Origin of the sequence: Bradyrhizobium zhengyangense, from assembly GCF_022012555.1 — a bacterium.
GTDB classification, from domain to species: Bacteria; Pseudomonadota; Alphaproteobacteria; order Rhizobiales; family Xanthobacteraceae; genus Bradyrhizobium; species Bradyrhizobium zhengyangense.
The window spans coordinates 97,091-123,748 of sequence record NZ_JAKLTZ010000015.1 but is presented as its reverse complement, the minus strand read 5'-3'; the positions used below and the strand labels follow the sequence as shown (position 1 = coordinate 123,748).

The following is a 26,658-nucleotide window of genomic DNA, read 5'->3' as shown; positions in this document are numbered from 1 at the left end:
CTACTTGCCGTTCACCGCGTGCACTGCGTCGCCAATGATGTCGGCGACGACCCCGGGCGCGGTGACGCTTGGGGTGCGATCAACGGCGAGCGAACGGATGTTCGCTTTCATGCGCTCCGCCATGAAGCGCTGCGTCTCTGGAACGATCATGCGGTCCTGCTCGGCAATCAAGAACCAGCTCGGAACGTTCCTCCAGAGCGGGCGCCCCGCGGGCACGGTGATGCAATTCAACGAGATCGGCCGCTGCACGGCCGTCAGCACAGCGTGATCTTCCGAGGCGGCGTTCTGCGCGAAGGCCACGGCGAAGGCGTCCTCGGGCAACCAGATCAGGCCATTGTCGTCGGGCGCAAGCTTGGGGGCCTGTGGGTGCGGAGGAAGACGGTAGAACACGTCCGCAACCTTCTCGCCTTCGTCGGGCGCCAGCGCCGCCACATAGACCAGCGCCTTCACCCGCTCGGGGCGCGCGAGGGCGATCACCGCACCGGCATAGGCGTGTCCCGCGAGCACGATCGGGCCATTGGTACGATCCAAACTCCGGTTGAGGGCGGCGACATCGTCCGCGAGTGAGGTCAGCGGCAGCGGTGCCGCCTTCGCCTTGATGCCCTCGGCAGCGAGGGCCGTGATGACCCGCGCCCAACTCGACCCATCCGCCCACGCGCCGTGGGCCAGGACCACCGTGACGTCGCTCTTGGCCATCATTGCCTCTGCAGTAACCTGTATAATAGCACTAATAGGGTTACGACTGGCTTAGTAACTTGTCAATATGTATTTTACAGGTTACGTTGTGGTTGTTTTCGGCTGGGAGCCAAGCGTGCCAAACAGACCGCCTGCCATGTTCATCGCCGACTCGGTCGGTCTCGATTTCCTCAACTCGATCGCGACGCCGGTCGATACGCCCGTCGACTGGATCGACGATGGCGACGGGCTGATCGATTGGCTGGCGCAGGCGAAACTGGTGCCCACGGACGAGCTGGAGGCGTTGAGCGCACGCGCGAAGCCCGACGAGTTGGACAAGGTCGCGGATCAGGCGCGGGCCTTGCGCGAATGGTTCAGGGGCTTCGTGCGCAAGCATGCGGGCCGGCCGCTGACAGCGACGGCTCTGAAAGAACTCGGTCCGCTGAACAGTCTTCTGGAACAGGACGAAGTCTTTAGCCGGATCGAACCGCGACACGACGTCAGCCATCACGGTCTCGCGTTGCGGACCACGCGGCACTGGCGATCACCGGAGTCGCTGCTGTTGCCGATCGGCGAGGCGATGGCGAAGTTCGTCTGCGACGAAGACTTTTCGGACGTGAAAGCGTGCGAGGGCCATAACTGCACGATGCTGTTTGCGGACCACACACGTCGCCGTGCGCGGCGATGGTGCATCATGGCGGTCTGCGGCAACCGGGCCAAGCAGGCGGCGCATCGGAGCAGACTCAAGAGCCGTCAATAATCGGGCCACAGCCGCAACTGGTCGGCAACGATCTCAACGATGTCGCTGACCAGCTGATCGCGCGTCACGGAGCCGGTTGACCCGGCGGGTTTCGTGCCCCAAAAACCACCCAATCGGCGGTCACTAACCGCCGCGGAGGGGGCGCTTGCCCCCTCGTGGTAGGACTGCGGGACTTGATGATTGATCCAAGGCGACTTGTGGTGTTGGCAGCTCTTGTGCTGCTCGCCTTGAATCCTCCTCTGGCCGCGGCCTCACCCGCCAAGCCGAAGCCGGCTGCGAGTCCTGTGGTCGCGCCGCCGCCTCCTGCTCCGCCGGTCGAGCCGCTGCCGCCGCCGAAGATCTACTTGTTTCGCGGCGCCATGGGGCCATTTTTCTCGACCGGGATCGACCGGCTCAGCGAGAAGCTGACCAAGGCCGGCTTCTCGTCCGACGTCTACGAATTCACCTTGTGCCGCCTGATCGGCAACCGCGCCATCGCCAGCTACAAGGAGAGCCCGGCGCCGATCGTGCTGATGGGCCATTCGATGGGCGGTCTGTGCTCGGTCCTCATTTCCGAGATGGCGGCCAAGGAGAACATCCCGATCAGCCTCGTCATCGCTATCGATCCCGCGCACGCGACCGACGACGTGCCGCTCAACGTCGAGCGCTTCATCAACATCTTCCTGTCAGACAGTGTTCTCGGCGGCGGCGATGTGGTGGCGGTGCCCGGCTTTCGCGGCCATTACGCGAGCTACGATCTGAAGCTGAACAGCCGCGTCACGCACATCAACATCGAGAAGTCGGACGACATCCACCGCCAGATCGTCGAAATGGTGACGCAGTTGCCGCGCATCCAGGCGGGGCAGACCGAGGCCGATGCCGTGCCGCTGCGTTATCAGGTCCCCGGGGACACGCTGGTCGAATTGTGGGACAGCGGCGTGCGTATACCGGTCCGCACAGGCGATACGATGGAGAGCATCGCGGCAACCCATCGCGTGCCGGTCTGGGCCATCGCGCAGAGCAACTCGCTGACGGAGAATGCGACGCTCACGCCGGGCCAGTCGATCATTGTTCCCAGGCATTTGACGCCGCCGGACACAGCGGCCGCGGCCGCGATGGCGGTGCCGCCGCCGGCGGCACCTTCTGGACGGAAGAAGTAGCTTTCGCTCAGACGTTCGAGCCGTGGATCGCGTCGATCACGGCGTCGGTCACTTCCCTTGTCGTCGCCTTGCCGCCGACATCGGGTGTCAGCACGCCGGCCGCACAGACCTGCTCGACCGCCTTCATCAGCCGCGCGGCTGCATCCTTCTCGCCGAGATGCTCCAGCATCTGTGCGCCGGTCCAGAACGTCGCGACCGGGTTGGCGATACCCTTGCCGGTGATGTCGAAGGCCGAGCCGTGGATCGGCTCGAACATCGAAGGAAAGCGGCGCTGCGGATCGATGTTGCCGGTCGGCGCCACGCCGAGACTGCCGGCAAGCGCGCCGGCGAGATCGGAGAGGATGTCGGCGTGGAGGTTGGTCGCCACGATGGTGTCGAGGCTCTTCGGATGCAGCGTCATGCGCACGGTCATGGCATCGACCAGCATCTTGTCCCAGGTCACACCAGGGAATTCGGTCGCGACCTCGGCTGCGATCTCGTCCCACATCACCATGCCATGGCGCTGCGCGTTCGACTTGGTCACCACGGTCAGGAATTTGCGCGGACGCGACTGCGCGAGCTGGAATGCATAGCGCATGATGCGCGTGACGCCGACGCGGGTGAAGACGGCGACTTCGGTGCCTACTTCTTCTGGCAGGCCCCTATGCGCGCGGCCGCCCATGCCGGCATATTCGCCTTCCGAGTTCTCGCGCACGATCACCCAGTCGAGATCGCCGACGCCGACATTGCGCAGCGGTGAGGCCACGCCCGGCAGGATCTTGGTCGGACGCACGTTGGCGTACTGGTCAAAGCCCTGGCAGATCGGCAGGCGCAGGCCCCACAGCGTGATGTGATCGGGCACGTCGGGGGCGCCGACCGCGCCGAAATAGATCGCGTCGAACTTCTTCAGCTCCGTGAGACCGTCGGCCGGCATCATCACGCCATGCTTCTTGTAATAGTCCGAGCCCCAGTCGAACGTCCTCACGTTGAAGGCGATGTCGCCGCTGCGCCTGGCCAGCGCCTCCAGCACGCGGACACCGGCAGAGATCACCTCGGGGCCGATGCCGTCGGCGGGGATTGCTGCGATCGAATGGGTGCGCATGGGAAGCTCCGTTGAAGATGGCGGTGGAGTTGCGGAAACTGGATGGTCCACCTCGCCACCGAGTCTAGGCGGGCGTGTCGGGTTACTCAATTGGCGCTGGTTTATACAAAAAAATGATATAATCATCGCTTGGCGAAACGAGGAAAGTCCTTTTATGGAATTGCATCAGCTTCGATGCTTCGTGGCGGCCGCCGAGCAGCTGCATTTCGGCCGCGCCGCGCAGCATTTGCAGATGCTGCCGTCTGCGCTCGGCCGCCAGATCAGGCTGCTGGAAGAGGATCTGGGAGCGCGACTGTTCGCGCGCACGACCCGCGCGGTCTCGCTCACCGAGGACGGCAACACGTTGCTGCGCGACGCCCGCGCCATCCTTGCTAGAGTTGAGGCCGTCGAGAGCAATTTGCGCAACCGCTCGCGCGCAGGTGCCGCGCGGCGGCTGCGGATCGGTGCCGTCGATAGCGCGGCGGCAGGGTTGCTGCCGCCATTGCTGCGCGACTTCCGCGCCAGGCATCCCGACGTCGCGGTCCAGCTTATCGAGGACAAGACCATCAGGTTATTGCCAAAGATCCTGACAGGGGCGCTCGATCTCGCCTTCGTTCGCCCTCCCGACCCGGCGGACAAGCGGCTCGAGTTACGCCCGCTGCTCCAGGAGACCGCGATCGTGGCGTTTCCGCAGCGGCACGCGCTCGCGGCACGGAAATCGATCACGCTGGCTGATATCGCCGGCGAGGCGATGCTGGTGCCGGACCGCCGATCGCGGCCGCACAGCCACGACCTCACGATCAAACTGTTCGAGCAGGCGGGCTTGACGCCGCGCATCGTGCAGGTCGCCGATGAGAAGCAGACCATCATCAATCTCGTGGCAACGAGGCTCGGTGTTGCCGTCGTTCCGCGCTGGACCACGCGGATGGCGGTGACGGACGTGCGCTTCGTGTCGCTCCGACCGAAGCAGAGCGGACCGGTCGGCCGGCTGCCGCTGGCGGCGGCCTGGCTGCGCGGCTCGCGTGATCCGGCCCGCGATGCGATGCTGGCGGTGTTGGAGGCGCGCCTGCGCTTCTATGCGCGGGAGGCGTGAGCGGCTATGACACTGGTCTGGATAAAAAGGTGGATGCGATGACCGATCAGAAAGCCTCGAACGACTTGCGAGTAGCGATCGCGGGCCTGGGCTCGATCGGCAGCAAGATTGTGACCGCGCTCGATCAGGGCATCGAAGGACTGGCGCTATCAGCCGTGGCGGTGCGCGATCCTGCCAAGCATCAGGCTTTCCTCAGTGGCCTGCGTCATCGGCCGCAAATCCTGCCGATCGACCAGCTTGGCGACGCCGCCGACATCGTGGTCGAATGCGCGCCGAGCAGCCAGTTACGCGCGATCGTCGAGCCCGCGGTGAAGCGCGGCAGGTCCGCGGTCGTCGTCAGCGTCGGCGGGCTGCTCGACAATTTCGATCTCGTCGATCTGGCCCGCGCCAAGGGCGGTCGCATTCTTGTCCCGACCGGTGCGCTGATCGGGCTCGATGCCGTCAACGCCGCGGCAGTCGGCACCATCCATTCGGTGAAGATGGTCACGCGCAAGCCGATCGACGGGCTGAGGGGCGCGCCGTTCATCGTTCAGAACAACATCGACATCGACAATCTGCGCGAGCCGCTCAAGCTGTTCGAGGGATCCGCACGTGACGCCGCAAAGGGCTTTCCGGCGAACGTCAATGTCGCCGTTGCGCTGTCGCTGGCGGGCATCGGGCCTGATCGCACCCAGATGCAGGTGTGGGCCGATCCCACCGTGACGCGCAACGTTCACCGTATCGAGGTCGAAGCGGATTCGGCGCGGTTCTCGATGAGCATCGAGAACATCCCGTCCGAGAATCCCAAGACCGGAATGATCACCGCACTGTCCGTGATCGCGCTGCTCCGCAAGCAGCGCGCCACGCTTTGCGTTGGAACGTAATTCTTAAGCGCCCGTCACGCGCCAGATCACGTTGCCGACGTCGTCGGCCATCAGCAGCGACTTCTTGTCGGGGCCGATCACGACGCCCACCGGGCGTCCGTAGGACTCCTTCTCGTCCGGGGACAGGAAGCCCGACAGGATGTCGCGACCGGGGCCGGAGGGTTTTCCGTTCGCGAACGGGATGAAGACCAGCTTGTAGCCGGACAGCGTGCTGCGATTCCACGAGCCGTGCTGGCCGATCACCATGCCGTCTCCGAAGCCGGGCAGGGTCCCTGCGGGCATCCAGCACAGGCCGAGCGAAGCGGTATGGCCGCCGAGCGCGTAATCAGGTTGCAGCGCCTTGGCGACCATCGCCGCATCCTGCGGCACCCGGTCGTCCACCGTCTTGCCCCAATAGCAATAGGGCCAGCCGTAGAAGCCGCCGTCGCGCACCGAGGTGAGATAGTCGGGCGGCGTCTCGTCGCCGAGACCGTCACGTTCGTTGACGACGGTCCAGAGCACGCCCGTCGTTGGCTCCCACGCAAGCCCGACCGGATTGCGCAGGCCCGCGCCGAAGATGCGATGCGTGCCGGCGGCGAGATCGAGCTCGTAGACCGCGGCGCGGCCTTGCTCGACCTCCATGCCCATTTCGGCGATGTTGCTGAGCGAGCCGACGCCGGCATAGAGCTTCTTGCCGTCGGGGCTGGCGAGCAGGCTGCGCGTCCAGTGGCCGCTCGGCTTGAACGTGGTGAGCCGCTTGCCCGGCGCGGTGATGCTGTCGGCATTGGCGACATAAGGAAAGGCCATCACGCCGTCGGTGTTGCCGACATAGAAGGTGTCGCCGACCAGCGCCATGCCAAATGGCTGGTTGAGGTTCTCCATGAAGGCGCCGCGGACTTCCGCAACGCCGTCGCCGTCCTTGTCGCGCAACAGTGTGATGCGGTTGGCGGAGACGCCCAGCGCCGCGGCGCGCCGCATCGTCGCCTGCATCGCGTAGTGGAACACGCTGCGCGGGGCGCCCGCGATCTGCGTCGCTTCAGCGATCAGCACGTCGCCATTGGGCAGCACCTCGATCCAGCGCGGATGGTCGAGCTCGCTCGCGAACGCGTTGACCTTGAGCCCGGCTGCGACCGTCGGCTTCTGGCCTTGGCTCCAGCCGCGCGCGGTCGGCATCTTCAAGGTCGGGATCGCGCCTTGCGGCTTGGCCTCGGGAATGGAAGGGGCCTGGCCCCAGGCCGGCGCCGCTTCAGTGCCGGTCAGCTTCCGCCATTGCAGCGCGATGCCGCCGAGCACTGCGACGAACTGCGCAAAGATGCTGGAAAAAGTCATGAGAAGCCCCTGTCGAACCCTGCGGCACAGTCCGGATCGCATCAAGCCCCGCGCGGGCTTGAGGCCTGACCGTCGATCTCGCCAGATCGACGATGGAACGTCGACGTGCCCTTTTTGCGCGCGCATCCAACTGGGTCACGGTCAAAAGGTCAACCGGGCCGGAACTCGATCCGTGGCTATTCCCGTGGAATGGCTGCTGATCGAATTTGCATAGGGGGATGCGGATCAGTGCCGAACCTGCTGCTCCGGCCGTCGAGCATGCCTGAAATCATCGAGATGATGGACGTTCGGCGTGAGCGCTGCCTCCTTGGACAGGAGATGATAGACGCGCGCGACGGTGCGCTGCTTCAGCTTCGGCCGCCCTGGCGGCAGCGCCCGCGCCTTGCAGAGTGCCGCAATCGCGTGCGCGCGAAAATAATCGTAGGCGTCCGACATGGCGCAATGCTCTGCGTCTGGAGCAGGTGTCACGGGGCTAACGGGTGAGTGGAGAGGCGGTTCCTGCCTGATCCCGCGCTTACCAATCCGTCATCCTGAGGTGCGAGCCATGGGGCGCAACGCGCGCCATGGGGGAGCCTCGAAGGATGAATGGCCCGGCTGCATCACGGCCGTGCATCCTTCGAGGCTCGGCTTGCGATGCATGCGCATCACAAACCTCGCACCTCAGGATGACGGGACGAGGGGAGCGCTCTGCGGCGAATGCGATAGGCGGACGTCCGCAGCTTCACCGCGGCGACGTGAACGGGATGATCATCGGCACGCGGCGGCAATAGGCGCCGTAGGCGTCCTCGCCGAGCTCCTTCGAGAGGAACACCTCTTCCATCCGGCCCTTCTGCCACATGCCGAGCGAGATCAGGATGGCGCCGAGGATCGTCGTCACCATGCCGATCGCAACGCCGGTCACCAGCATGCCGAAGATCAACCCGGTGTAGATCGGATGACGGACGATGCCGTAGGGGCCGGTGTCGATGACGCGGTGGTCTTCCTTGTGGGTGATGGTGTTGGACCAGAACTTCCCGAGATGCAGCCGCCCCCACCATGCGAAGGCGATGCCGGCGACCGAGAGGATCGCGGCGATGGCGATGCCGGTGTTGCCGAGCACCCAGAGCGGCTTCCAGCCCATGACCTCCGCAATGAATGGCGTGTACAGGATGCCGCCGACCAGGATCGGCAGGCGATAGCGCTGCGACTCCAGCGTCATGACCTGCTTCTTGGTCTGTCCCTGCCAGAACGAAGCGCCCACCCAACTGGCGAGAAAGGCGAGCCAGATCAGGGCCAGGAGCTCGGTCGGCCAGGTCGTGGTCCAGCCACCCCAGGCCACGGAGAGAAGCTTGCTGAAATCAAAGGACATGCGGAAAGGTTCTTTGGTTTGGGCGGCAGATCAGCTCGCGCGCGAGGAGAGCGCGTGATGCTCGATGGCGCCGGAGGGCTGCTGGCCGTTGCGGGCGAGCAGGTGGGTGATGGTTTCGCGCAGCACCGGCTCGATCGGGCGCGGCGCATAGCCGAGCTCGTCACGCGCCTTGCCGATTGAAAGGTCGCTCGCGGCCAGCGCGATGCGCACGCCCTCGGCGGTGCCGTTGGGCGGACGGCGCGTGATGTGATCGGAGACCTTCTCGAGCATGATCGCGGAGAGCTCGGCGATCTTGCCGGGAACGACGACCGGATATTGTCGCCGTCCGCTCATCGCCGACATCATGCGCAGGATCTGCCCGAGCCTGACGCAATCGCCGCCGAGGATGTAGCGCTGGCCGATGCGGCCACGCTCCATCGTCAGCAACAGGCCCATGGCGACGTCGCGGACGTCGACGAGATTGACCAGGAAGTCGAGATGCGGCTGCACCTTCTTCTGCAGGAAGTACCACAGCATCGCCGTCGGCGGCGTCAGATTGTGGTCGGCAGCGCCGATCGGCATGGTCGGGGTGCCGATCACGAGCGGGAAGCCGCTGGCCGCGGCCTTCGCGGCGTGATGCTCTGCGAGCGATTTCGAACGCGTATAGGCGCCGGGCATCGCGTCGGCCGGCTGCAAGGCTTCCTCGGCGGCCACGCCGTTGAGGTTGGCGTAGGGGAACAGGATCGATTCCGTCGAGCAATGCAGGAAGCGCGAGATGTTGCGCTTCATCGCAGCTCCAAGCACGACCTCGGTGCCGCGGAAATTGACGTCGTGGAAGTCCTGCTTGTTGGCGACCCACATGCCGGGCAGGCCGGCGAGGTGATAGACCTGATCAACTCCCGAAACCGCAGCATCGACCGTGGCAGCGTCCAGCACCGAGCCGCGCACATACTCGACGTCCGCATTCGCGGTCGCCGGCGGCCTGACATCGAGAACACGTACCCGCTGCCCACGGGCGCGGAGCGCTTCGACGAGATGCTGTCCGATGAAACCGCTGCCACCGGTAACCAGTACGAGAGTCATGCAGAAGGTTTGCTGTTTCGCTTCTAGAACTAACGGATCGAAAGGGAATTGGTCGGAACTGGCGCCAGAATCGCGGCAAGGTCGCGACGGAAGCCCAATGCAATGAATAATTTTGCCATAACGAACATCGGTCCAAGCAGGAAATGCGTGGGGTGGTCGACCATGGACGGTTGCCGTTCCTCGAACACCTTGTGACCAACGGTCTGGGCCGCGACGCCGGATCCGATCAGCACCACAAAAATAGACCACATCATGGCGGTCGAAACCTGATTGCCGATCGCGGTTGCGACCGATAGCAGCACGATCATCGACACCAGGATGCCGAGCCCGACGCCGGCATCCAGCATCAGCCAGTATACCAGCACTGGCAGGGCCAAAATCACCGCAAGGCTCACCTCGACCCCGAACACGGAGAAATGGACCAGGGTCAGCGGCAGCGTCGCGCCAGTGAAGAGCAGGACAATGCCGACCACATGCATCGCGCAATTCCAGGGATCGCGATGATATTCGACATAGTCGGCCAGTTGGCGTTGAAAATAGCCAGCCATTTCAGTCTCGTGCAGCACGGGGTCGGGAAGGGCGAAAACAGCCTATAGCACCTGACAGGGCAGTGCACAAACCGGCACTATTGTCGCGCAAGACCTTGATGTCGCGCTGTGAGACAGGTCACAAAATAATCAAAACTTCAACGGGTTCCGCTGCCGTGAAGGCCGGGCGCTCAGCGTTTCTTGGCGGGCTTTTTCGCCGCAGGCGCAGGGGCCGCCGCCGGATGCGCAGGCGCTTCTTCGGGCACTTTGGCAAAGGTCAGGATTTGCAACTGGCCGTTGACGGCCGAGGTCGGCTTGGCGCGGTCCAGGAACTGCTCCTCGCCGAGGCCGATCGGCTGGAGCCGCTTGGTCGAAATCTTGAACGTGTTCACCAGCACGTCGCGGATCGCATCCGCCCTGCGCTGGCTCAGGATCGCGTTGGCCTCGCGCGTCTTCTGATTGGACTCGACGTGGCCGACGATGAGAAACGTGTAGGGAAGCAGCGACGCGTGAACCAGCGCGTCGGCGATCCGGCCAACGGTCTGGTAGGACTCCGGCTGGATGATCGGCGTATCGGCGTCGAACTGGATCTGCGCGTTGAAGGCGGGCAGCTTGGCGAGGTCGGGCGCGATCGGCGGCCGGTTCACCGGACCCGGATCGTTCTTGATCCTCGCCTTGGCCCGCTCCATCACCTGCTGCTTCAGCGCGGGCAGGTCGACCTCGGGGGCCTCCTCGAAATGATTGAGCTTGCCGACGATGTCGTCGCGGGTCGGCGCAGTCTGCGCGGCCGCGGCGCCTGCGAGCAGCGCGAGGCCCAAGGCGATGCCGATGCCGGCGGTGCTGTGCCCGGTTGCGCGCATCATCGATACCCCGCCTCGTCGACGGCCTTCAGGCAGTTGTTGCTGATGCCCTTGGGCGTCGAGATCAGGCAGGGGATCGACTTGCTGGTCTCCTTTGTCGAGCCGCCGCAGACCTTGACGATCTCGCGCTGGCAGGCGTTCGCGACCGTGACACGGGCGGCGACGCGCTTCTGGATGGCGTCGAACGCGGTGAGGTAATCGCTCTGGCACTGCTGGGAGAGCACGTCCCGGTTGCGGGACAGGCATTCCTTCAGGCGGGTCGAGTCCGGATTGACGCCGCGGCAATTGGCGACGATCTCCGCACCGCAGCTCCTGGCCAGGAGCCCGATCGAATCGCCAAAGCTCATGGTCTCCGCCGCGCTGAGCGACGGCGTCCCCAATGCAAGCACGATCAGTGTGATGAAGCCCCGGATCATGGTTGCATCTGATACGGGGAAGTTCGCCATGGTCAAGGGCTGATCGCCCCCGAACTGTCGAGAGTCCGGCGAGTGCGGCGAACAGTCCTCACTCCTCGGCGAGGGGTGGCCATTCGATCAGGACGGCCGTGTGGTTCCGGATCGCGTCGGCAAATTCCGGGGCAGCTTTGAGCTCGTCCAGTGTTCGCGGCGGAGGAAGCTCGCCACCGTCCGCGATCACCTCCTCGGCATAGAATGCGATGGCCTCGGGTGCGTTCTCCAGGGCCTCGTCGATGTCGTCGCCGCCGGACATGCAGCCGGGCAGGTCCGGAAACCACAGGCTGACGTCGTCAGGGCCGTTGTCTTCAATGATGGCCACGTAGTGCGCCATGTCGGCGCTCACGCCCGCTGCACAAAGCTGTCCACGACCTTCTTCTCGCCGGCCTTGTCGAAGGCGATGGTGAGCTTGTTGCCGTCGATCTTGGTGACGCGGCCGTACCCGAATTTCTGGTGGAAGACGCGGTCGGAGAGCGAGAATTCCGACGTCGTGCCGGTGGATTTGGCGACCAACTCGCCTTCGATCGTCAGGGGACCGCGGCGGCGCGAGGAGAAGCTGCCGAAATCGGGGCCTGACGACGACGAGGAGAACGTTGCGGCTTCTTCCTCGAAGCCGCCGCGCCCGCCACCGCCATTGCGGCCGCCACCGCGGTTGCGATTGGCCTGCGCGCGCTGCCAGCCCGGCGTCGAATAGGTCGAGCCAAAGGCTTCCATGTCGTCGAAGCGCGAAGCACCGTAGCCGCCGGTGCCGCCCCAGGCCGAGCCGCCCTTGGATTCCGTGATCTCGACATTGGCCGCCGGCAGTTCGTCGAGGAAGCGCGACGGGATCGTGGTCGACCAGGTGCCATGGATCCTGCGGTTGGTGGCGAAATAGATCATGGCGCGGCGGCGGGCGCGGGTCAGGCCGACATGGCCGAGCCGGCGTTCTTCCTCGAGCCCCGCGCGGCCCTGCTCGTCGAGGGTGCGCTGGCTCGGGAACAGGCCTTCCTCCCAGCCGGGCAGGAACACGTTGTCGAATTCGAGGCCCTTGGCCGAGTGCAGTGTCATCAGCGACACTGCGTCGTCCTCGGCGCCGCCCTCGCGGTCCATCACCAGCGAGATGTGCTCGAGGAATCCTTGCAGGTTCTCGAACTCCTCCATCGAGCGCACGAGCTCTTTGAGGTTCTCCAGCCGGCCCGCGGCATCGGCCGAACGGTCCTTCTGCCACATCTCGGTATAGCCGCTCTCGTCGAGCACGATCTGGGCGAGATCCGTATGCGCGGTAACCTCGCGCTGGGCGCGCCAGCGATCGAACTGGGCAACGACGTCGCGCAAGGACCCGCGCGCCTTCGGCTTCAGCTCGTCGGTCTCGACCACCGCGCGCGCCGCGTCGAACAAGGGAATGCGGCGCTTGCGGGCGTGATCGTGCAGCAACTGTATGGTGGCATCGCCAAGGCCGCGCTTGGGCACGTTGACGATGCGCTCGAAGGCGAGATCGTCCGCGGGCGAATTGATGACGCGCAAGTAGGCCAGCGCATCGCGGATTTCGGCGCGCTCGTAGAAGCGCGGGCCGCCGATGACCCGATAGGGCAGGCCGAGCGTGACGAAGCGATCTTCGAACTCGCGCATCTGGTAGGACGCGCGCACGAGAATGGCGATCTCGTTGAGCTTCTCGCCCTTGCGCTGGATCTGCTCGATCTCCTCGCCGATGCCGCGAGCTTCCTCTTCGGAATCCCAGGAGCCCGTGACCGTGACCTTCTCGCCGTCATGGTCCTCGGTGCGCAGCGTCTTGCCGAGCCGGCCTTCATTATGCGCGATCAGGTGCGAGGCGGCGGCGAGGATGTGGCCGGTCGAGCGGTAGTTGCGCTCGAGGCGGATCACTTTCGCGCCCGGGAAATCGTGCTCGAAGCGCAGGATGTTGTCGACCTCGGCGCCGCGCCAGCCATAGATCGACTGATCGTCGTCGCCGACGCAGCAGATGTTTTTGACGTGGTTTTTCTCCCTCTCCCCGTCCTTTACGGGGAGAGGGTTGGGGTGAGGGGCTGCTTCCACGAACCCAGCTTGCGGAGAGTCCCCCTCACCCGCCGCGCTTTGCGCGTCGGCCTCTTCCCGCACGCGGGGAGAGGCGAGAGACGACGGCGCCTGCGACAGCAGCCGCAGCCACAGATATTGCGCGACGTTCGTATCCTGGTACTCGTCGACCAGGATGAATTTGAAGCGCTGCTGATATTGCCGCAAAATATCCGGGTGCTCGCGGAAGATGCGGATGTTCTCCAGCAAGAGATCGCCGAAATCGGCGGCGTTGAGGATCTTCAGCCGCTCCTGGTAGCTCGCATAGAGCTTGCCGCCCTTGCCGTTGGCGAACATCGCGGCTTCGCCTGACGGTACCTGCGACGGCGTCAGGCCGCGGTTCTTCCAGCCGTCGATCAGTCCGGCCAGCATGCGCGCCGGCCAGCGCTTGTCGTCGATGTTCTCGGCTTGCAGGAGCTGCTTGAGCAGCCGCACCTGGTCGTCGACGTCGAGCACGGTGAAGTTCGACTTGAGCTGCGCCAGCTCGGCATGGAAGCGCAGGATGCGGCCGCCGATGGAGTGGAAGGTGCCGAGCCACGGCATGCCCTCGACGGCATGGCCGAGCATCTGGCCGAGCCGGTGCTTCATCTCGCGCGCGGCCTTGTTGGTGAAGGTCACCGACAGGATCTCGGCGGGGCGGGCGCGGCCCTGGCTCAGGATGTGCGCGATGCGCGTGGTCAGCACGCGGGTCTTGCCGGTGCCGGCGCCGGCCAGCACCAGGACCGGGCCGTCCAGCGTCTCCACGGCCTCGCGCTGCTCGGGATTGAGGCCGGAGAGGTATTTCGGGCCCACGGAGGCGCGCGCACGCGCGGCGATGCCGCCGGCTGCGGGCTGGTGGTCGGGTACGCTGGTGATCTTGCTCGGCTCGGTCATGCGAATCATTGGCCCCACGATGGCACCGCGGGGTGGCGGAAGGGAGCCTTCTTAACAGGGATTGGCCCCTATATGGGGCGGCCCGACGAGGTTTTCCACGTGCACGGCGGGCCGATTTGTTCCTGGACGCCGAGCGAATTTCCGGCGGCCGGCGGCCGGAACCAATGTTCCGAGCCGGCGATTGTTTCTGCAAGTGAGGCGCCTCAGTCGCGCCGAACGCATGCAGTCATCGAAACAGAGGTTTTGACCATGCTGAGCTGGGTTGTGACGTTTCTGATTATCGCACTGATCGCCGGTATCCTGGGCTTTGGCGGCCTCGCCGGCGCGTCGATCGAAATCGCCAAGATCATCTTCTTCGTCGCGGTCGTGCTGTTCCTGGTCTCGGCCGTGGTCGGCCTCGCCCGCGGCCGCAGGATCTAGCGCGCGCTCTTCACCTCTCCCCGTCGGGGAGAGGTGGACGGCAGCATCTTCTCTTATCGCTTCGAGGGCATCGCCACGTTCCGGCCGATGCCCTCGGGTCGCGGCACGGCGCTGTGGGTCTTGACGACGGCTGCGATGCGCTCGCGGATATCTGGCGGAAACGCCGCCACCTTTCGCGAGCCCATGTCGATGTGCAGCGACATGTTCTCGGAGGTGGCCGACAGCCAGCCTTCGGTCGCGTGACGCAGTTCCTGGAATGTGTGCAGGCGCTTGTCGTCGGCTTCCAGCAGCCAGACCGAGACCTGCACGGGATCGCCGAGATGAATCTCGCGCAAATACCGCACGTGGCATTCGGCCGTGAAGGTCGAGCCGTTGCGGTCCTTCATATAGGTTGGTCCGATCCCGAGCTGCAGCCACATCTGGTCGATCGCCCGGTCGAACATCACGTTGTAATAGGCCATGTTGAGATGGCCGTTATAATCGATCCATTGCGGCTCGATCTGCATGATCGAACTGCGGAACGGCTCGGCGGGCTTCGAAGCGGCACTCTCCGGCATGTCTCATTCCCTGGCTATGCGTCCGGTCGCTTGACTTGACCGGTGAGATGTCCTTTGCCACGGTTTCTTCTGTCGGGAGGACGATCCGTGGGTACATCAATCACCAATAATCCGCCGCGGCCGGAGCCGAAAGCCCTTGCAAGCGCGCTGGAGCAGCTTGCCGCACGCTTCGGCAACCGCCTCATCACCTCGCAGGCCGTCCGCGAACAGCACGGCCATACCACGACATGGATCGTCAACCAGCCGCCCGATGGCGTGGTGATGGCGCAGGAGACGGCCGACATCCAGGACGTGGTGCGGATCTGCGCGAGGAACGGCGTGCCCGTCATTCCCTTCGGCACCGGCACCTCGCTCGAAGGCCAGGTCAACGCGCCCGCCGGCGGCATCTCGATCGATCTGCGCGACATGAACAAGGTGCTCGCGGTCCATGCCGAGGATCTCGACTGCGTGATCCAGCCCGGCGTCACCCGCAAGGCGCTCAACGAGCATCTGCGCGACCAGGGCCTGTTCTTCCCGATCGATCCCGGCGCGGATGCCTCGCTCGGCGGCATGGCCTCGACCCGTGCCTCCGGCACCAACGCGGTGCGCTACGGCACCATGCGCGACAGCGTGCTGGCGCTGAAGGTGGTGCGTGGCGACGGCGAGATCATCACGACAGGGACGCGTGCGAAAAAGTCGTCGGCCGGCTACGACCTGACGCATCTGTTCGTCGGTGCCGAAGGCACGCTCGGCATCATCTCCGAGCTGACCATTCGCCTGCGCGGCATCCCGGATACGATCGCGGCCGGCGCCGTGTCGTTCGAGACCGTGCACGGGGCGTGTCAGGCGGTGATTCTGGCGATCCAGACCGGCATTCCCGTCGCGCGCATCGAGCTGCTCAATGCCGCGCAGGTGAAGGCCTGCAATGCCTATTCGAAGCTGACGCTGCCGGAGACGCCGCTGCTGCTGATGGAATTCCACGGCAGCGAGATCGAGGTCGCCGAACAGTCCAAGGCATTCGGCGAGATCGCGAAAGACTGTGGCGGCGGCGATTTCTCCTGGACCACTAAGCCGGAGGATCGCACAAAACTGTGGCAGGCACGGCACGATGCCTATTGGTCCGTCAAGGCACTGCGGCCCGGCGACAGCATCGGCGTGGTCGCAACCGACGTCTGCGTGCCGATCTCGCGCCTTGCCGATTGCGTCAGCGAGACCGAGGAAGATCTCAAGCGCCTTAATTTATTGTCGCCGATCGTCGGCCATGTCGGCGACGGCAATTTCCACTGCTCGCTGGTGTGCGACACCAACGATGCCGCCGAGATGGCCCGCGGCGAGGAGTTCATGCACCGCCTCGTCGAACGCGCGCAGGCGATGGACGGCACCTGCACCGGCGAGCACGGCATCGGCCAGGGCAAGCAGAAATATCTCAAGGCCGAGCTCGGCCCTGAAGCGCTCGATGCGATGCGTGCGCTGAAAAAGGCACTCGATCCGCAAAACATCTTCAACCCCGGCAAGATCGTGCCGGAGGCGTAGCCTGCTGCGTCGCGGAACTTTCCGTTGATATGCCGGTTCCATCTCCCGTCCATTTCCGATGCCTCAATGGCGGGAGGATGCGATGTTGCGACCGGTCATTGGGATCGCCGTGATGGCGCTAGCCTGCGCGTTGGCGGGCACGGCTCTCGGTAAAGGCGGACACGGTGGCGGCCATGGTGGCGGTGGTCACGGTGGCGGGCATGGCGGTGGCCATGGTGGTCATCATGGTGGCGGACACGGTGGTGGACATGGGGGTGGGCACGCGCATGGCGGCGGGCATCATGGCGGGCCTCGCTTTGCGGCAGGCGCTCGACATGGCGGACCGAACTTCGGTCAGATCCGCAATGCGGCCGTTCGCCCGGCGAATTTCCACAACGCGCTCAATTTGCATTCCAGCGCCTTCCGCAACGGTCGTCTGATCAGCAATCCTGCGGCGCGCGCCCAGATCGCAGCTGCGGCCGCCCTCGCCGGCCGGCATGGTGCGAGCAGCGGATGGTGGCAACATGCAGGGGGCGGTTACGGCTGGGTCGGACCGCTGTTCTGGCCGTTCGCGTACAACGACCTCTACGACTACACGATCTGGGGCGACGGGCTCGGCTTCTGGGGCTACGGCTTTCAGGACATCTATGCCGGCCTGTTCGCGCCCTATGGCTACGACGCTTTGTCAGCCTATCTGCCGTCACGACCGCGGGGACGCCGGCAATCGCGAGGCGTCGCGCTAGATCAGCTTTGCGGCAGCGACCGCCGCGAGATCGTCGGTCTGCCGATCGACCAGATTGCCGCCGCGGTGCAGCCGACTGAAGCACAAGGCGCAAGCCTCGACGAGCTCGGCAATGCCTCGATAGATGCGGCCGGATTGATCCGCGCGTCATGCCCGACGCAGGTCGCGGCGACGGCGCCCGGCCGGCTGGCGGCGATGCAGCAGCGCATCGAGGCGATGGAGAAGGCCGTCGATCTCGTTCAACCGGCCCTCGATAAGTTCTACGGGTCACTCGCCGACGAACAGAAGGCGCGCTTCAATGCGCTCGCTGAAGACCAGCGGCGCGCGACCAATTCCGGCAACGCCGGTGCATCGCTGATCCAGAATTGCGGTGCGCCTGCCGCGCTCGATTGGCCCGGCGCCGAGATCGAGGCGAGGCTCCATCCCAACGACACCCAGCGCGCAGCGCTGCAAGTGCTTCAGGACACCAGCGCCAGGGCCAGCACATCGCTGAAGGCGGCCTGCCAGCCTGACGAGGTGATGACGCCGCCGGCGCGGATGGCCGCCGTCCGCAAGCGACTCGATGTCATGCTCGACGGCGTCAAGTCGGTTCGCGCGGCGCTGGAGGATTTCTACGGCACGCTCAATGACGAGCAGAAGGCGCAGTTTGAGGCCATCGGACCGCGTCGAACATCCTGAATGCGCGCCCTGCGAAAGTTCGTGACGTAAAAATCGTCTCGCCGATCTCGATTGGTCTCTCTATGCTCAGTGAGCCTGGAGTGCGGCAGATCGACGTCTGGAAGACCGCGGATGGTGGGGCGATGAAGTGGTTTGCGAGGCAGCAGCGGGCAGACATCTGGGACGAAGCGATCGAATCGCCGCTCGGCGACATCGAGGCCGCCGCGCGTATCCGTGCCATCTGTGACGCTGCGGCCCAGAGCGCCATCGCCACTGCGCGAAACGACAAGGGCGAGAGTGCTCGTTATGAGCGCGCGGCGAAGGTCGCGATGGAGATCGCCATGAAGATTTCCGACGGCCTGATGCGCGACGATGCGGTGCATCGCATCGTCAATCTCTGCATGACGGCGAACGACCTCAAGACCGCGCAGATCCTGTTCCGCGCGATCCACACCAGTTGGATCCGCGAGGTGGCGCAGCGGGATCATCCGGCGCTGGTTCAGTAACGGCAGCTATTTCGCGAGCTTGTGTACGGCCTCGTCCACGCTGTGGAAGACGTGCTCCTTCGGCAGGACTTCGAACAGGCGGAAGCGCTCGAAGGCGTCCTGCGCCCGCACTGATTCCAGCCGCGCCAGTGCGACCGTGACCCCTTGCGCGTTGCACACCTTGAAGACATCGAGCAGGATCTGCGCGGCGGTGAAGTCGATCTCGACCATGCCGCTCGCCTCCAGCACCAGCAATTGCGGTGCCGCCGTGCCCAGAACCTTGCTCACGTCGCTGCGAAAACCCGGCGCGTTAAGAAAGGACAGCGGTGCCTGCAGCCCGATCACGGCAACGCCTGCCACGCGCTCGCCGGTGATGTGCGGATGCGCGGGCCACCAGATCGTGGTGCCCGGCACGCGCTCGAACTCGACGAGTCGCGCGCGCGTCGTACTCCAGATGCCGTGCAGCAACGACAGCACGATGCCGAGGAAGGCGCCCTGCTGGATCGGCAGCACGATGATCAGCGCCGCGGTGGCGACGATCAGCAGGAACTCGCTGAACGACTGGCGATAGATCGTCACGATCTGTTGCACACGGATGATCCGTAGCGCCACGAACAGCAAGATGCCGCCAAGCGCGGCGTCCGGAACGTGGCGCAGCAATCCGGTACCGAATGCGAGCAGCGCCAGCACGATCGCCGCCGCGGCAAGGCCTGCGAGCTGCGACTGTCCGCCGGTCTCGGCGACGATGCCGGTGCGCGGCGGGCTCGCATTGACCGGAAACGCGCCGAACAGGCCTGACAGCACGCTGCCGGCGCCGGCGCCAAGGAAGTCGCGATCAACATCGGCGGGCTTGTCGGGATCGGACGGGAAGGACCGCGTCGTCGCGGCAGTCTGCACCATCACCACAACGGTGATCACAAAAGCGAGCGGCACCAGCCGCACCCAGAGCTCCGGCGCAAGATCAGGGAAGGTCGGTCGTGGCAGCGTGCCCGGTACAGTGCCGACCGCGTTGACGCCCTTGCTCTCGAGACCTAGCGCGATGGTGGCCAGCGTTGCGCCGACGAGGCCGATCAGCGCGCCGGGAATTTTTGCGCTGATGTTCTCGGAAATGAAGACCACGGCCAGCACGCCGAAGCCGATGCAGAACGTGATGGGATTGGTGCGCCCGATCTCGCTCGCGAGCACGCCGATGCGGTCGAGCGTCGGGCCACCTGGCGATTCCAGTCCCAGCACTCCAGGCAATTGCGACACGATGATGTGGACGGAGATGCCGGCGAGGAAGCCGACCATGACCGGCATCGACAGGAGGTTCGCAATGCCGCCGAGCCGGAATGCGCCGCCAGCCAGCATCATGGCGCCGACCATCAGGGCCAGCGCGATCGCAAGCCCCTGATATTCAGGTGAGCCGGTAGTAGCTAGCGCAGCAAGTCCGCCGGCGAAGATCGGCGTGATCGTGGAATCGGCGCCGCAGGACAGGAAGCGATTGCCACCGAGCAGCGCAAAACCGAGCGATCCCGCCATGAAGGCGAAGAAGCCGATCTGCGGCGCAAAACCGCCGAGCCGGGCGGTCGCCATCTGCTCGGGGATGGCGATGGCCGCGAGCGTCAGTCCCGCCATGAGATCGCCGGGCAGGGCATAGGGCGCGAGCGATCGAAACAGCGGCCATGAGTCTTTGGCGTGAGCGTCTTGCGGCATCGATGTCGAATCCCCGGAATGTGCGTATCGGCCCATCAGACTACAGCATTTCCGGAAGGGAGACAGGTAGCGGCCTCTCCATCGTCATTGCGAGCGCAGCGAAGCAATCCAGAATCCCTCCGCGGAAAGACTCTGGATTGCTTCGCTGCGCTCGCAATGACGGAGGGCAAGGTGGCCCTCCGCTTCACGATCAATAATCTCAGTATCTGTTCCCGCGGCCGTAATCGCCGTGTCCCATCTCTCCGCCACGGCCTCCGCCGCCCATTCCCATGCCAATCCCGACACCGATGCCGATGCCTTGCATGATGGCGGCCGGCGGCGGGCCTTGTTGGGGCGGTGCACGCTCGACCACGACTTCGTCAGGCGGCGGCCGGCGCTTCGGCGGCGTGTCGACCACCTTGCGCTTCGACGGCGGCGGCGTGTCGTCCACGCGCTTCTTGATGATGGGGGCGATCGTCGGGTTGACCGGCGTCGATGCCGGCGGCGTCGGGGCCGAGCACGGGCAGGTCGGCGCCATGGCGACGGCGACCGGGACCGCAGCCGCGGCAACCGGTAAGACATAATTGCGGTTCTGCACGCGCAGCAAGAGCCGGCGCGCGGTCGCGGCGAGGTCGCTGTTGTCCCAGTTCGCCAGATAAGCCTCGTAGGACGCACGGGTGTTGATCGCCACCGCGCGGTCCCATGCCAGCATCTGGCGCCGCCGCTCCATGACTGTGCGCAAGCGCGGCGTGCGGAGATCCTGCGCGTACAGTTCGACATAGGCCTGATAGGCTTCCACCGTGTCGTCGGCGATCACGAGATCATAGGCGACCTTGGCATCCTTGCCCTGCAAATCCTTGCGCCAGTCAGCGACGCTGCGCGGGGTGCTGGCGAGCGCCATCGCGTTTGCGCCCGGTGCTGCAGGCTGGCCGCTGCTCTCGCCGAAGAACTTGAAGTCGGTCGTCAGCGACGAGCTTTCCCAGGGGATCTGACGCCCGTCGGTCGACTGCGCCACGGCGATGCGGATGCGCTTGAACACTTCCTCGATCGGAACGTTCGGCTGCTTTGCGACGGCCAGGGCTGCCGTGGTGTAGGGACTGTCGGCACCGGAGCCGTCCTCGGCTTCGGCGCCGGGCGAGGTCGAGTAGGAGATGAACGAGCCGGGCGCGCCGGCCTTGGTGTCGACGATGGCGAGCCCGTGGCCGGCGCCTGAGAGCGCCGGGAACGGGTTGTTGCGGCACGCATCCAGCATGAAGATGCGCGCCCGCGTCGGCAGCGCGCCGAGGGTGTTGAGCATGTCGTTCAGCCGCACGCCCTGGAGCGGGATGTCCGCCTCGCGCTTGGGATCGAGATCGACGGGAACGAGATAGTTCTCGCCGTCGATCTGCAGGCCGTGACCGGCATAGAACACCAGCGCGACGGTGTCGGCGCCGCTGGCGCTGACCTTGCCGGCAAAGTCCGAGATCGCCTGGCGCATCTCATTCTGCGCGAGGTTCGGTGCTGACGTGACAGTGAAGCCGGCATTGCCGAGCAGCTCGGCCATGCCTTTGGCATCATTGGCGGCGTTGGGCAGCTCCGGCACCGTGCGATAGGCGGACTGGCCGATCACCAGCGCAAGCCGGGCTTCGGCCGCAGCTTCCGTCGGCGTCATCAACTGGGTGAGCGCAAGGAGACCGGAGGCAAGAATCAAATTGCAAAGGACTGGACGGCGCATGATGTCACCTCCATTGGCAATGGGCGCGAGGATGTCACCTTTTCTAGTCGTCCGCCATTGCTCTGTCTGTGCGCTAGCTCACGCTCGAGCATGATCCGGAAAAGTGGGGCAGGGGCTCTGCCGCAGCCGTCGCGTCATGCCGTGCACTGTCAGAACAACCCGCGATCCCATGGTGGATCAGGTGCAAAGCGCGCAGCGAGGAAATCGATGAAGGCGCGCACTTTTGCCGGCGGGCGACGATCGGGCAGGTAGACCGCATGCACGGCAGATGACTGCATCTCCGGCTGGTCGAGTGGAAGCGCGACCAGCGTGCCGGCGCGCAAATCGTCGGCAACGATGAAGGTCGGCTGTCGCGCGAGGCCAAGGCCAGCCAGCGTCGCCGCGCGCAGCGCATCGCCATTGTTGGCGCGCAGATTGCCGGAGATCTGGACGCGGATCTCGCCATCCGCGCCGAACAGCCATTCCGCAGCGCTTGCCTGCTGCGACAGCGTGTAGCCGAGGCAATTATGCGCGGCGAGATCGGCCACGCTGCGCGGCGTGCCGTGCTTGGCGAGATAGGACGGGGCAGCGCAGACGACCAGGCGGTTCGGCGCGAGCTTGCGCGCCACCATGCTGGAGTCACGCAGTTTGCCGATACGGATCGCGAGGTCCCAGCCTTCCTCGGCGAGATCGACCAGACGATCGTTGAGGCCGAGCTCGATCGTGACCTCGGGATGACGCTCCGAGAAGTCGGCAATGAGCGGTGCGATCTGGCGTGTGCCGAACACGACGGGCACGTTGACCCGCAGCGAGCCGCGCGGCTCGACGCGCTCGCGCGCGACCGCGGCGTCGGCCGTCTCCATGTCGGCGAGAATCCGCTCGGAGGATTCCAGATAGAGCCGGCCGGCCTCGGTGATCGACAGCCGCCGCGTGGTGCGGTGGAACAGCCTGATGCCGAGCCGCGCCTCGAGCGAGGCGACATGTTTGGTCACCATGGTCTGCGACAGGCCCATCGCCCGGGCCGCGCCTGACAGGCTGCCGTTCGCCGCCACCTTGGCGAAGACTTCCAGGCTGGTCAGCCGGTCGAGCATCGATTTCACTCTGATAGTGTGAAGTATAATTCCAAAATAGCAGATTATCATTCTTCTGAGAATAGATCATAGATCGCGTAACAATGGAGACTGCTATGATCGATTCCCGTACCGCTCCCTACGCCGCGCTGGTGCTGCGCGTGACCTTGGGCGCGCTGTTCCTGGCCCATGCCGGCCTGAAACTGTTCGTTTTCACCCCCGCCGGCACCGCAAAGTTCTTCGGCAGCCTCGGCTTCCCGCCCGAGCTCGCCTACGTCGTCATGACCGTGGAGGTTCTCAGCGGCATTGCTCTGATTCTCGGCGTCTGGACCCGCTATGCGGCGCTGGTCGGCATTCCCGTTCTGCTCGGCGCGATCTTCACCGTGCATGGTGCGGCCGGTTTCTTTTTCACCAATCCGAAGGGCGGCTGGGAATATCCGGCGTTCTGGGTGATCGCGCTGGTCGCGCAGGCGCTGCTCGGCGATGGCGCCTTCGCGCTGCGGCCCTCGCGCGATGTCGAGGCGGCGAACGGACAGCTGAGCGTCGCGCCGTCGCGCTGATCTCGTCGATCGCTGAAAAAGGCAGAGCTGCGGGATTCCGGTCCCGCAGCTTTTTGCTGCGTGCCCATCAATCTGCGTTCGGCATTGATCCATACCTGAATTGGATCGATCTGCGTCAATCTTGCATGGAAGCCGTTCGGCCGCGATGCGGCATGATCGAAAACAACCGCAAATATAGGCATTTCCCAGCAATTCGTGCTGGCGTGCCTGCCGCTCGCACGCGGATCGCGCTTGACGGCAAGCCTTGCCTGCCTCGTCGCTTTGGCCATACTCTGCGCGCAACAGGCCGTGGCAACGACCGTGGCCAGCAAATAAAAACATATTGGGGAGAGACATCATGACCCTCGTGCCCGTCAGCCGTCGCACGTTCATCAAGTCGTCGACGGCGCTGACCGCCGGCCTCGTGCTCTCTCCCGCCATCATCGGCCGCGCCGAAGCTGCGACGCTGAAGCTGAAATGCTCCTCCTCGCTGCCGAACGATCCCAAATTCGCCAACGGCCGCGTCTACTACGACAATCTCGTGAAGCAGATTAAGGCCAACGGGCTTGGCGAGCAGGTCGAGGTCGCCTTCTTCCCCGACAACCAGCTCGGTCAGGAGATCGACGTCATCAACTCGGTGAAGCTCGGCGTCATCGACCTCATGATCTCGGGCTCGTCGATCTCGGCCAATCTGGTCCCGCTGGTCGGCACCTACGATCTCGGCTTTCTGTTCGCGAGCTTCCCGCAGCAGACCAAGGCGTTCGACGCGGGTGCGGCCAAGCCGATCGAGGACGCGCTGCTCAAGGGCAGCAACATCCGCATCATCGCCTGGGCCTATAATTTCGGCTCGCGCAGCGTGCTCGCGAAGAAGCCGGTGAAGACGCCTGAGGATCTTGCCGGCCTCAAGATCCGCACCCTGCCCAATCCCGTCATCACCGAATGCCTGCGCCTCATGGGTGCTGCCGCGACGCCGCTGGCGTTCGGCGAAATCTACACGGCGCTGCAGGCCGGGGTGCTCGACGGTCTCGAGCACGATCCGCCGACCATCCTTGCCAGCAAGTTCTATGAGACGGCAAAGTCCTATGCGCTGACGCAGCATAATTTCTCGCCGCTGGCGGTCTATTTCAGCGACATGACGTTCAACCGCATGGATCCGAAGCTGCGCGAGGGTTTCCTCGACGCCGCCAAGAAGGCCGCGGTCGACACGCGGGCCCACGGGCTTGCGGTCGAGAAAGAGGCGCTGACGGCCTTGACCGAGAAGGGCGTGACGGTAGCCGAATGCGATCGCGAGGCCTTCAAGAAGCGCGTGGCGCCGCAGATCGATAACTTCATCAAGGCGCGGCCGGAGTCCAAGGCCGTGATCGACATCATTCGTTCGACGCAAGCCTGAGATGGCGATGGCAGAAGCCGTATCGCTCCCGAGCGGCCGCCGCGGGGGCATCGGGTTGCTGCTTCGTTGCAGCGACGCGATCGCGGCCATCCTTTTGGCCGCCGATCTCGCGGTCGTCTGCGGATCGGTGCTGCTGCGCTTCTTTTTCAACGCTCCGGTCGAATGGTCCGATGACGTCGCGCGCGGATTGATGGTCGGATCGGCCTTCTTCGGCGCGGCGAGTGCGCTGGCGCGCGGCGAGAATGTCGGCGTGTCCTTCTTCCGTGATCTGCTGCCGATGCGGCTGCGCACGCTGGTCGATGCGGCAAGCAGCCTGCTCGTCGTGCTGATCTCCGGTTATGTCGCCTATAACGCGATCAAGCTGGGCTCGCTGACATCAGGACAGACAACCGGCTCGGGCCTGCCGCTGGAATTGACATTCTACCCGATGGGCATCGGCGCGCTGTTCATGACGGTGTTCGCGATCGATCATCTCTGCGCGCGATCGCTGCCGGAGATTGCCAGGGGCCTCGTCGCAGTCGCCGTCGTCACCGGCCTCTATCTCGCATGGGACACTCTGTCGCCGTCCTCGGTGCCGTCGGCGGGCACCTTGATGCTGATCGGCTTCTTCGCGACGCTGTTCGGCGGCCTGCCGATCGGCTTTGCGCTGGCGCTGGCCGCGCTGATCTTCATCTGGGTCGAGGGCGCGCTGCCCGGCGTCATCTTCGCCCAGCAGATGGCGCGCGGCATCGACAATTTCGTGCTGCTGGCAATTCCGTTCTTCATCCTCGTCGGCTACCTCATGGAAGCCAACGGCATGTCGGTACGCCTGATCGAGCTGCTGCAGCGCGCGGTCGGCCGCATGCGCGGCGGCCTGAATGTCGTGATGGTCGCCTCGATGGTGCTGTTCTCCGGCATATCAGGTTCGAAGATGGCTGATGTTGCCGCCGTCGGCTCGGTGCTGATCCCGGCAGCGCGCCGCTCGAAGCAGAATCCGGGCAGCGCGGTGGCGCTGCTCGCGGCGTCCGCGGTGATGGCGGAGACCATTCCGCCCTGCATCAATCTGATCATTCTGGGCTTTGTCGCAAACCTTTCGATCGGCGGTCTGTTCATGGCAGGCCTGCTGCCCGCGGCGCTGATGGCGGCGGTGCTGATCGCCTTCTCCATCATGTCAGGCAAGACGCCTGATGACGCCGAGGAGGTCGAACCGCAGGTTGCGGTCTCGGGCCTCTGGAGCGGCGCGATCGCATCGTTCGGCCTGATCTTCATGATCTTCTTCGGCTTCAAGAGCGGCTTTGCCACGGCCACGGAAATCTCCGCATTCGCCGTCGCCTATGCGCTTGTCGTCGGCAGCGTGGTGTTCCGCGAGCTCAGCCTCAGATCGGCGGCGCAGAGTTTCGTGCAGGCTGCAACGCGTGCGGGCCTGGTGCTGTTCATCGTCGCCGCGGCGCAATCGCTGGCGTTCACGCTGACCTTGCAGCAGGTGCCGCATGCGGTCGGCGACTTCATGCTGGGCCTGTCCAAGACGAGCGGCACGTGGCTGTTCATCCTGCTCGCCATCGCCGTGCTGATCGTGATGGGCTCGGTGCTGGAAGGGGCGGCCGCGCTGATCATTTTCGGGCCGCTGCTGTTGCCGGTGGCAGTGCAGCTCGGCATCGATCCCCTGCATTTCGGCGTCGTGCTCGTGATTGCGATGGGCGTCGGCCTGTTCGCGCCGCCGCTGGGGCTCGGGCTCTACGGCGCCTGCCTGATCGGCAATGTGCCGATCGAGCAGACGGTGAAGCCGATCCTCGGCTATCTCGGCCTGTTGTTCCTGTGCCTGCTGGTGATCGCTTTCGTGCCATGGCTGAGCACCGCCTTGCCGCGCGCGTTTGGCTATTGAAGGAGTGCTA

Annotated in this window: 27 protein-coding genes; 11 read left to right on the top strand and 16 right to left on the bottom strand. The window is 64.9% G+C overall.

Features of this window, described 5'->3' with window-relative positions; translation table 11 throughout:
- The gene (locus L6639_RS35050) at window positions 1-696 is read right to left on the bottom strand and encodes an alpha/beta fold hydrolase (RefSeq protein WP_237866166.1); all 696 of its coding nucleotides are present in this window, start codon (window positions 694-696) and stop codon (window positions 1-3) included.
- A gap of 136 nt (window positions 697-832) precedes the next feature.
- Between L6639_RS35050 and L6639_RS35045 the strand changes: the two genes are divergently transcribed.
- Together L6639_RS35045 and L6639_RS35040 are read left to right on the top strand one after the other, a co-directional pair.
- A complete protein-coding gene (locus L6639_RS35045; protein WP_237866165.1) occupies window positions 833-1,435 on the top strand; it encodes a CGNR zinc finger domain-containing protein in 603 nt (200 codons plus the stop codon).
- 176 nt (window positions 1,436-1,611) lie between these two features.
- On the top strand, window positions 1,612-2,574 hold the full coding sequence (locus L6639_RS35040) for a LysM domain-containing protein (RefSeq protein WP_237866164.1): 963 nt from the start codon (window positions 1,612-1,614) through the stop codon (window positions 2,572-2,574).
- A gap of 7 nt (window positions 2,575-2,581) precedes the next feature.
- Here L6639_RS35040 and L6639_RS35035 read toward each other — a convergent pair whose 3' ends face one another.
- The gene (locus tag L6639_RS35035; RefSeq protein ID WP_237866163.1) at window positions 2,582-3,655 is read right to left on the bottom strand and encodes a tartrate dehydrogenase; all 1,074 of its coding nucleotides are present in this window, start codon (window positions 3,653-3,655) and stop codon (window positions 2,582-2,584) included.
- A gap of 154 nt (window positions 3,656-3,809) precedes the next feature.
- On the opposite strand from L6639_RS35035, the gene L6639_RS35030 reads away from it, so the two are divergent.
- Complete coding sequence (locus L6639_RS35030) at window positions 3,810-4,727, top strand: LysR family transcriptional regulator (RefSeq protein WP_237866162.1); 918 nt, start codon at window positions 3,810-3,812, stop codon at window positions 4,725-4,727.
- 38 nt (window positions 4,728-4,765) lie between these two features.
- Window positions 4,766-5,590, top strand: coding sequence for an aspartate dehydrogenase (locus L6639_RS35025; RefSeq protein WP_237866161.1), 825 nt, complete (start codon window positions 4,766-4,768; stop codon window positions 5,588-5,590).
- A 3-nt stretch (window positions 5,591-5,593) separates the two neighbouring features.
- Here L6639_RS35025 and L6639_RS35020 read toward each other — a convergent pair whose 3' ends face one another.
- From L6639_RS35020 to L6639_RS34980, 9 genes are all read right to left on the bottom strand, one after another.
- Window positions 5,594-6,898 carry a PQQ-dependent sugar dehydrogenase gene (locus L6639_RS35020; protein ID WP_237866160.1) on the bottom strand — a complete coding sequence of 435 codons (1,305 nt, stop codon included), beginning with the start codon at window positions 6,896-6,898 and terminating at the stop codon, window positions 5,594-5,596.
- Between the two features lie 225 nt (window positions 6,899-7,123).
- Complete coding sequence (locus L6639_RS35015; RefSeq protein ID WP_237866159.1) at window positions 7,124-7,333, bottom strand: hypothetical protein; 210 nt, start codon at window positions 7,331-7,333, stop codon at window positions 7,124-7,126.
- A gap of 286 nt (window positions 7,334-7,619) precedes the next feature.
- Window positions 7,620-8,246, bottom strand: coding sequence for a methyltransferase family protein (locus tag L6639_RS35010; protein ID WP_237866158.1), 627 nt, complete (start codon window positions 8,244-8,246; stop codon window positions 7,620-7,622).
- Window positions 8,247-8,276: 30 nt separating this feature from the next.
- Entirely contained in the window at window positions 8,277-9,308 is a 1,032-nt protein-coding gene (locus L6639_RS35005; protein ID WP_237866157.1) for an NAD-dependent epimerase/dehydratase family protein, read from the bottom strand.
- A 29-nt stretch (window positions 9,309-9,337) separates the two neighbouring features.
- Window positions 9,338-9,856, bottom strand: a complete 519-nt coding sequence (locus L6639_RS35000; protein WP_237866156.1) for an Mpo1 family 2-hydroxy fatty acid dioxygenase — start codon at window positions 9,854-9,856, stop codon at window positions 9,338-9,340.
- A 170-nt stretch (window positions 9,857-10,026) separates the two neighbouring features.
- A complete protein-coding gene (locus L6639_RS34995; RefSeq protein WP_237866192.1) occupies window positions 10,027-10,695 on the bottom strand; it encodes an OmpA family protein in 669 nt (222 codons plus the stop codon).
- Entirely contained in the window at window positions 10,695-11,111 is a 417-nt protein-coding gene (locus L6639_RS34990; protein WP_237866191.1) for a hypothetical protein, read from the bottom strand. The genes L6639_RS34995 and L6639_RS34990 overlap by 1 nt, the downstream gene beginning before the upstream one ends.
- 88 nt (window positions 11,112-11,199) lie before the next feature.
- Window positions 11,200-11,481, bottom strand: coding sequence for a type II toxin-antitoxin system HicB family antitoxin (locus L6639_RS34985; RefSeq protein WP_237866155.1), 282 nt, complete (start codon window positions 11,479-11,481; stop codon window positions 11,200-11,202).
- Between the two features lie 8 nt (window positions 11,482-11,489).
- Window positions 11,490-14,078 (bottom strand): ATP-dependent helicase, encoded by a 2,589-nt coding sequence (locus L6639_RS34980; RefSeq protein ID WP_237866154.1) that lies wholly within the window; start codon window positions 14,076-14,078, stop codon window positions 11,490-11,492.
- A gap of 240 nt (window positions 14,079-14,318) precedes the next feature.
- Between L6639_RS34980 and L6639_RS34975 the strand changes: the two genes are divergently transcribed.
- Window positions 14,319-14,489: a DUF1328 domain-containing protein gene (locus tag L6639_RS34975; RefSeq protein WP_128950323.1), complete on the top strand. Its 171-nt coding sequence runs from the start codon at window positions 14,319-14,321 to the stop codon at window positions 14,487-14,489.
- A 53-nt stretch (window positions 14,490-14,542) separates the two neighbouring features.
- Here L6639_RS34975 and L6639_RS34970 read toward each other — a convergent pair whose 3' ends face one another.
- Window positions 14,543-15,046, bottom strand: a complete 504-nt coding sequence (locus L6639_RS34970; RefSeq protein WP_237866153.1) for a thioesterase family protein — start codon at window positions 15,044-15,046, stop codon at window positions 14,543-14,545.
- 87 nt (window positions 15,047-15,133) lie between these two features.
- On the opposite strand from L6639_RS34970, the gene L6639_RS34965 reads away from it, so the two are divergent.
- The gene (locus L6639_RS34965; RefSeq protein WP_237866152.1) at window positions 15,134-16,558 is read left to right on the top strand and encodes an FAD-binding oxidoreductase; all 1,425 of its coding nucleotides are present in this window, start codon (window positions 15,134-15,136) and stop codon (window positions 16,556-16,558) included.
- 118 nt (window positions 16,559-16,676) lie between these two features.
- Here the strand turns inward: L6639_RS34965 and L6639_RS34960 are convergent, their stop codons facing one another.
- Window positions 16,677-16,949: a hypothetical protein gene (locus L6639_RS34960; protein ID WP_237866193.1), complete on the bottom strand. Its 273-nt coding sequence runs from the start codon at window positions 16,947-16,949 to the stop codon at window positions 16,677-16,679.
- Between L6639_RS34960 and L6639_RS34955 the strand changes: the two genes are divergently transcribed.
- Window positions 16,944-17,957, top strand: a complete 1,014-nt coding sequence (locus tag L6639_RS34955) for a Spy/CpxP family protein refolding chaperone (RefSeq protein ID WP_237866190.1) — start codon at window positions 16,944-16,946, stop codon at window positions 17,955-17,957. The two genes, L6639_RS34960 and L6639_RS34955, sit on opposite strands and share 6 nt — an antisense overlap.
- A 122-nt stretch (window positions 17,958-18,079) precedes the next feature.
- Entirely contained in the window at window positions 18,080-18,442 is a 363-nt protein-coding gene (locus L6639_RS34950) for a hypothetical protein (RefSeq protein ID WP_237866189.1), read from the top strand.
- A gap of 6 nt (window positions 18,443-18,448) precedes the next feature.
- Here the strand turns inward: L6639_RS34950 and L6639_RS34945 are convergent, their stop codons facing one another.
- The 3 genes from L6639_RS34945 to L6639_RS34935 all read right to left on the bottom strand — a co-directional run bounded on the left by L6639_RS34945 (window position 18,449) and on the right by L6639_RS34935 (window position 22,879).
- Window positions 18,449-20,116, bottom strand: a complete 1,668-nt coding sequence (locus tag L6639_RS34945; RefSeq protein ID WP_237866151.1) for a SulP family inorganic anion transporter — start codon at window positions 20,114-20,116, stop codon at window positions 18,449-18,451.
- A gap of 199 nt (window positions 20,117-20,315) precedes the next feature.
- The gene (locus tag L6639_RS34940) at window positions 20,316-21,809 is read right to left on the bottom strand and encodes a caspase family protein (RefSeq protein WP_237866150.1); all 1,494 of its coding nucleotides are present in this window, start codon (window positions 21,807-21,809) and stop codon (window positions 20,316-20,318) included.
- 149 nt (window positions 21,810-21,958) lie between these two features.
- Window positions 21,959-22,879: a LysR family transcriptional regulator gene (locus L6639_RS34935; protein WP_237866149.1), complete on the bottom strand. Its 921-nt coding sequence runs from the start codon at window positions 22,877-22,879 to the stop codon at window positions 21,959-21,961.
- A gap of 95 nt (window positions 22,880-22,974) precedes the next feature.
- Here L6639_RS34935 and L6639_RS34930 point away from each other — a divergent pair, with 95 nt between their 5' ends.
- The 3 genes from L6639_RS34930 to L6639_RS34920 all read left to right on the top strand — a co-directional run bounded on the left by L6639_RS34930 (window position 22,975) and on the right by L6639_RS34920 (window position 26,648).
- Window positions 22,975-23,418, top strand: a complete 444-nt coding sequence (locus tag L6639_RS34930; RefSeq protein ID WP_237866148.1) for a DoxX family protein — start codon at window positions 22,975-22,977, stop codon at window positions 23,416-23,418.
- A 337-nt stretch (window positions 23,419-23,755) separates the two neighbouring features.
- Window positions 23,756-24,787, top strand: coding sequence for a TRAP transporter substrate-binding protein (locus L6639_RS34925; RefSeq protein ID WP_237866147.1), 1,032 nt, complete (start codon window positions 23,756-23,758; stop codon window positions 24,785-24,787).
- Window positions 24,788-24,794: 7 nt separating this feature from the next.
- On the top strand, window positions 24,795-26,648 hold the full coding sequence (locus L6639_RS34920) for a TRAP transporter large permease (protein ID WP_237866146.1): 1,854 nt from the start codon (window positions 24,795-24,797) through the stop codon (window positions 26,646-26,648).
- Window positions 26,649-26,658 lie beyond the last annotated feature (10 nt).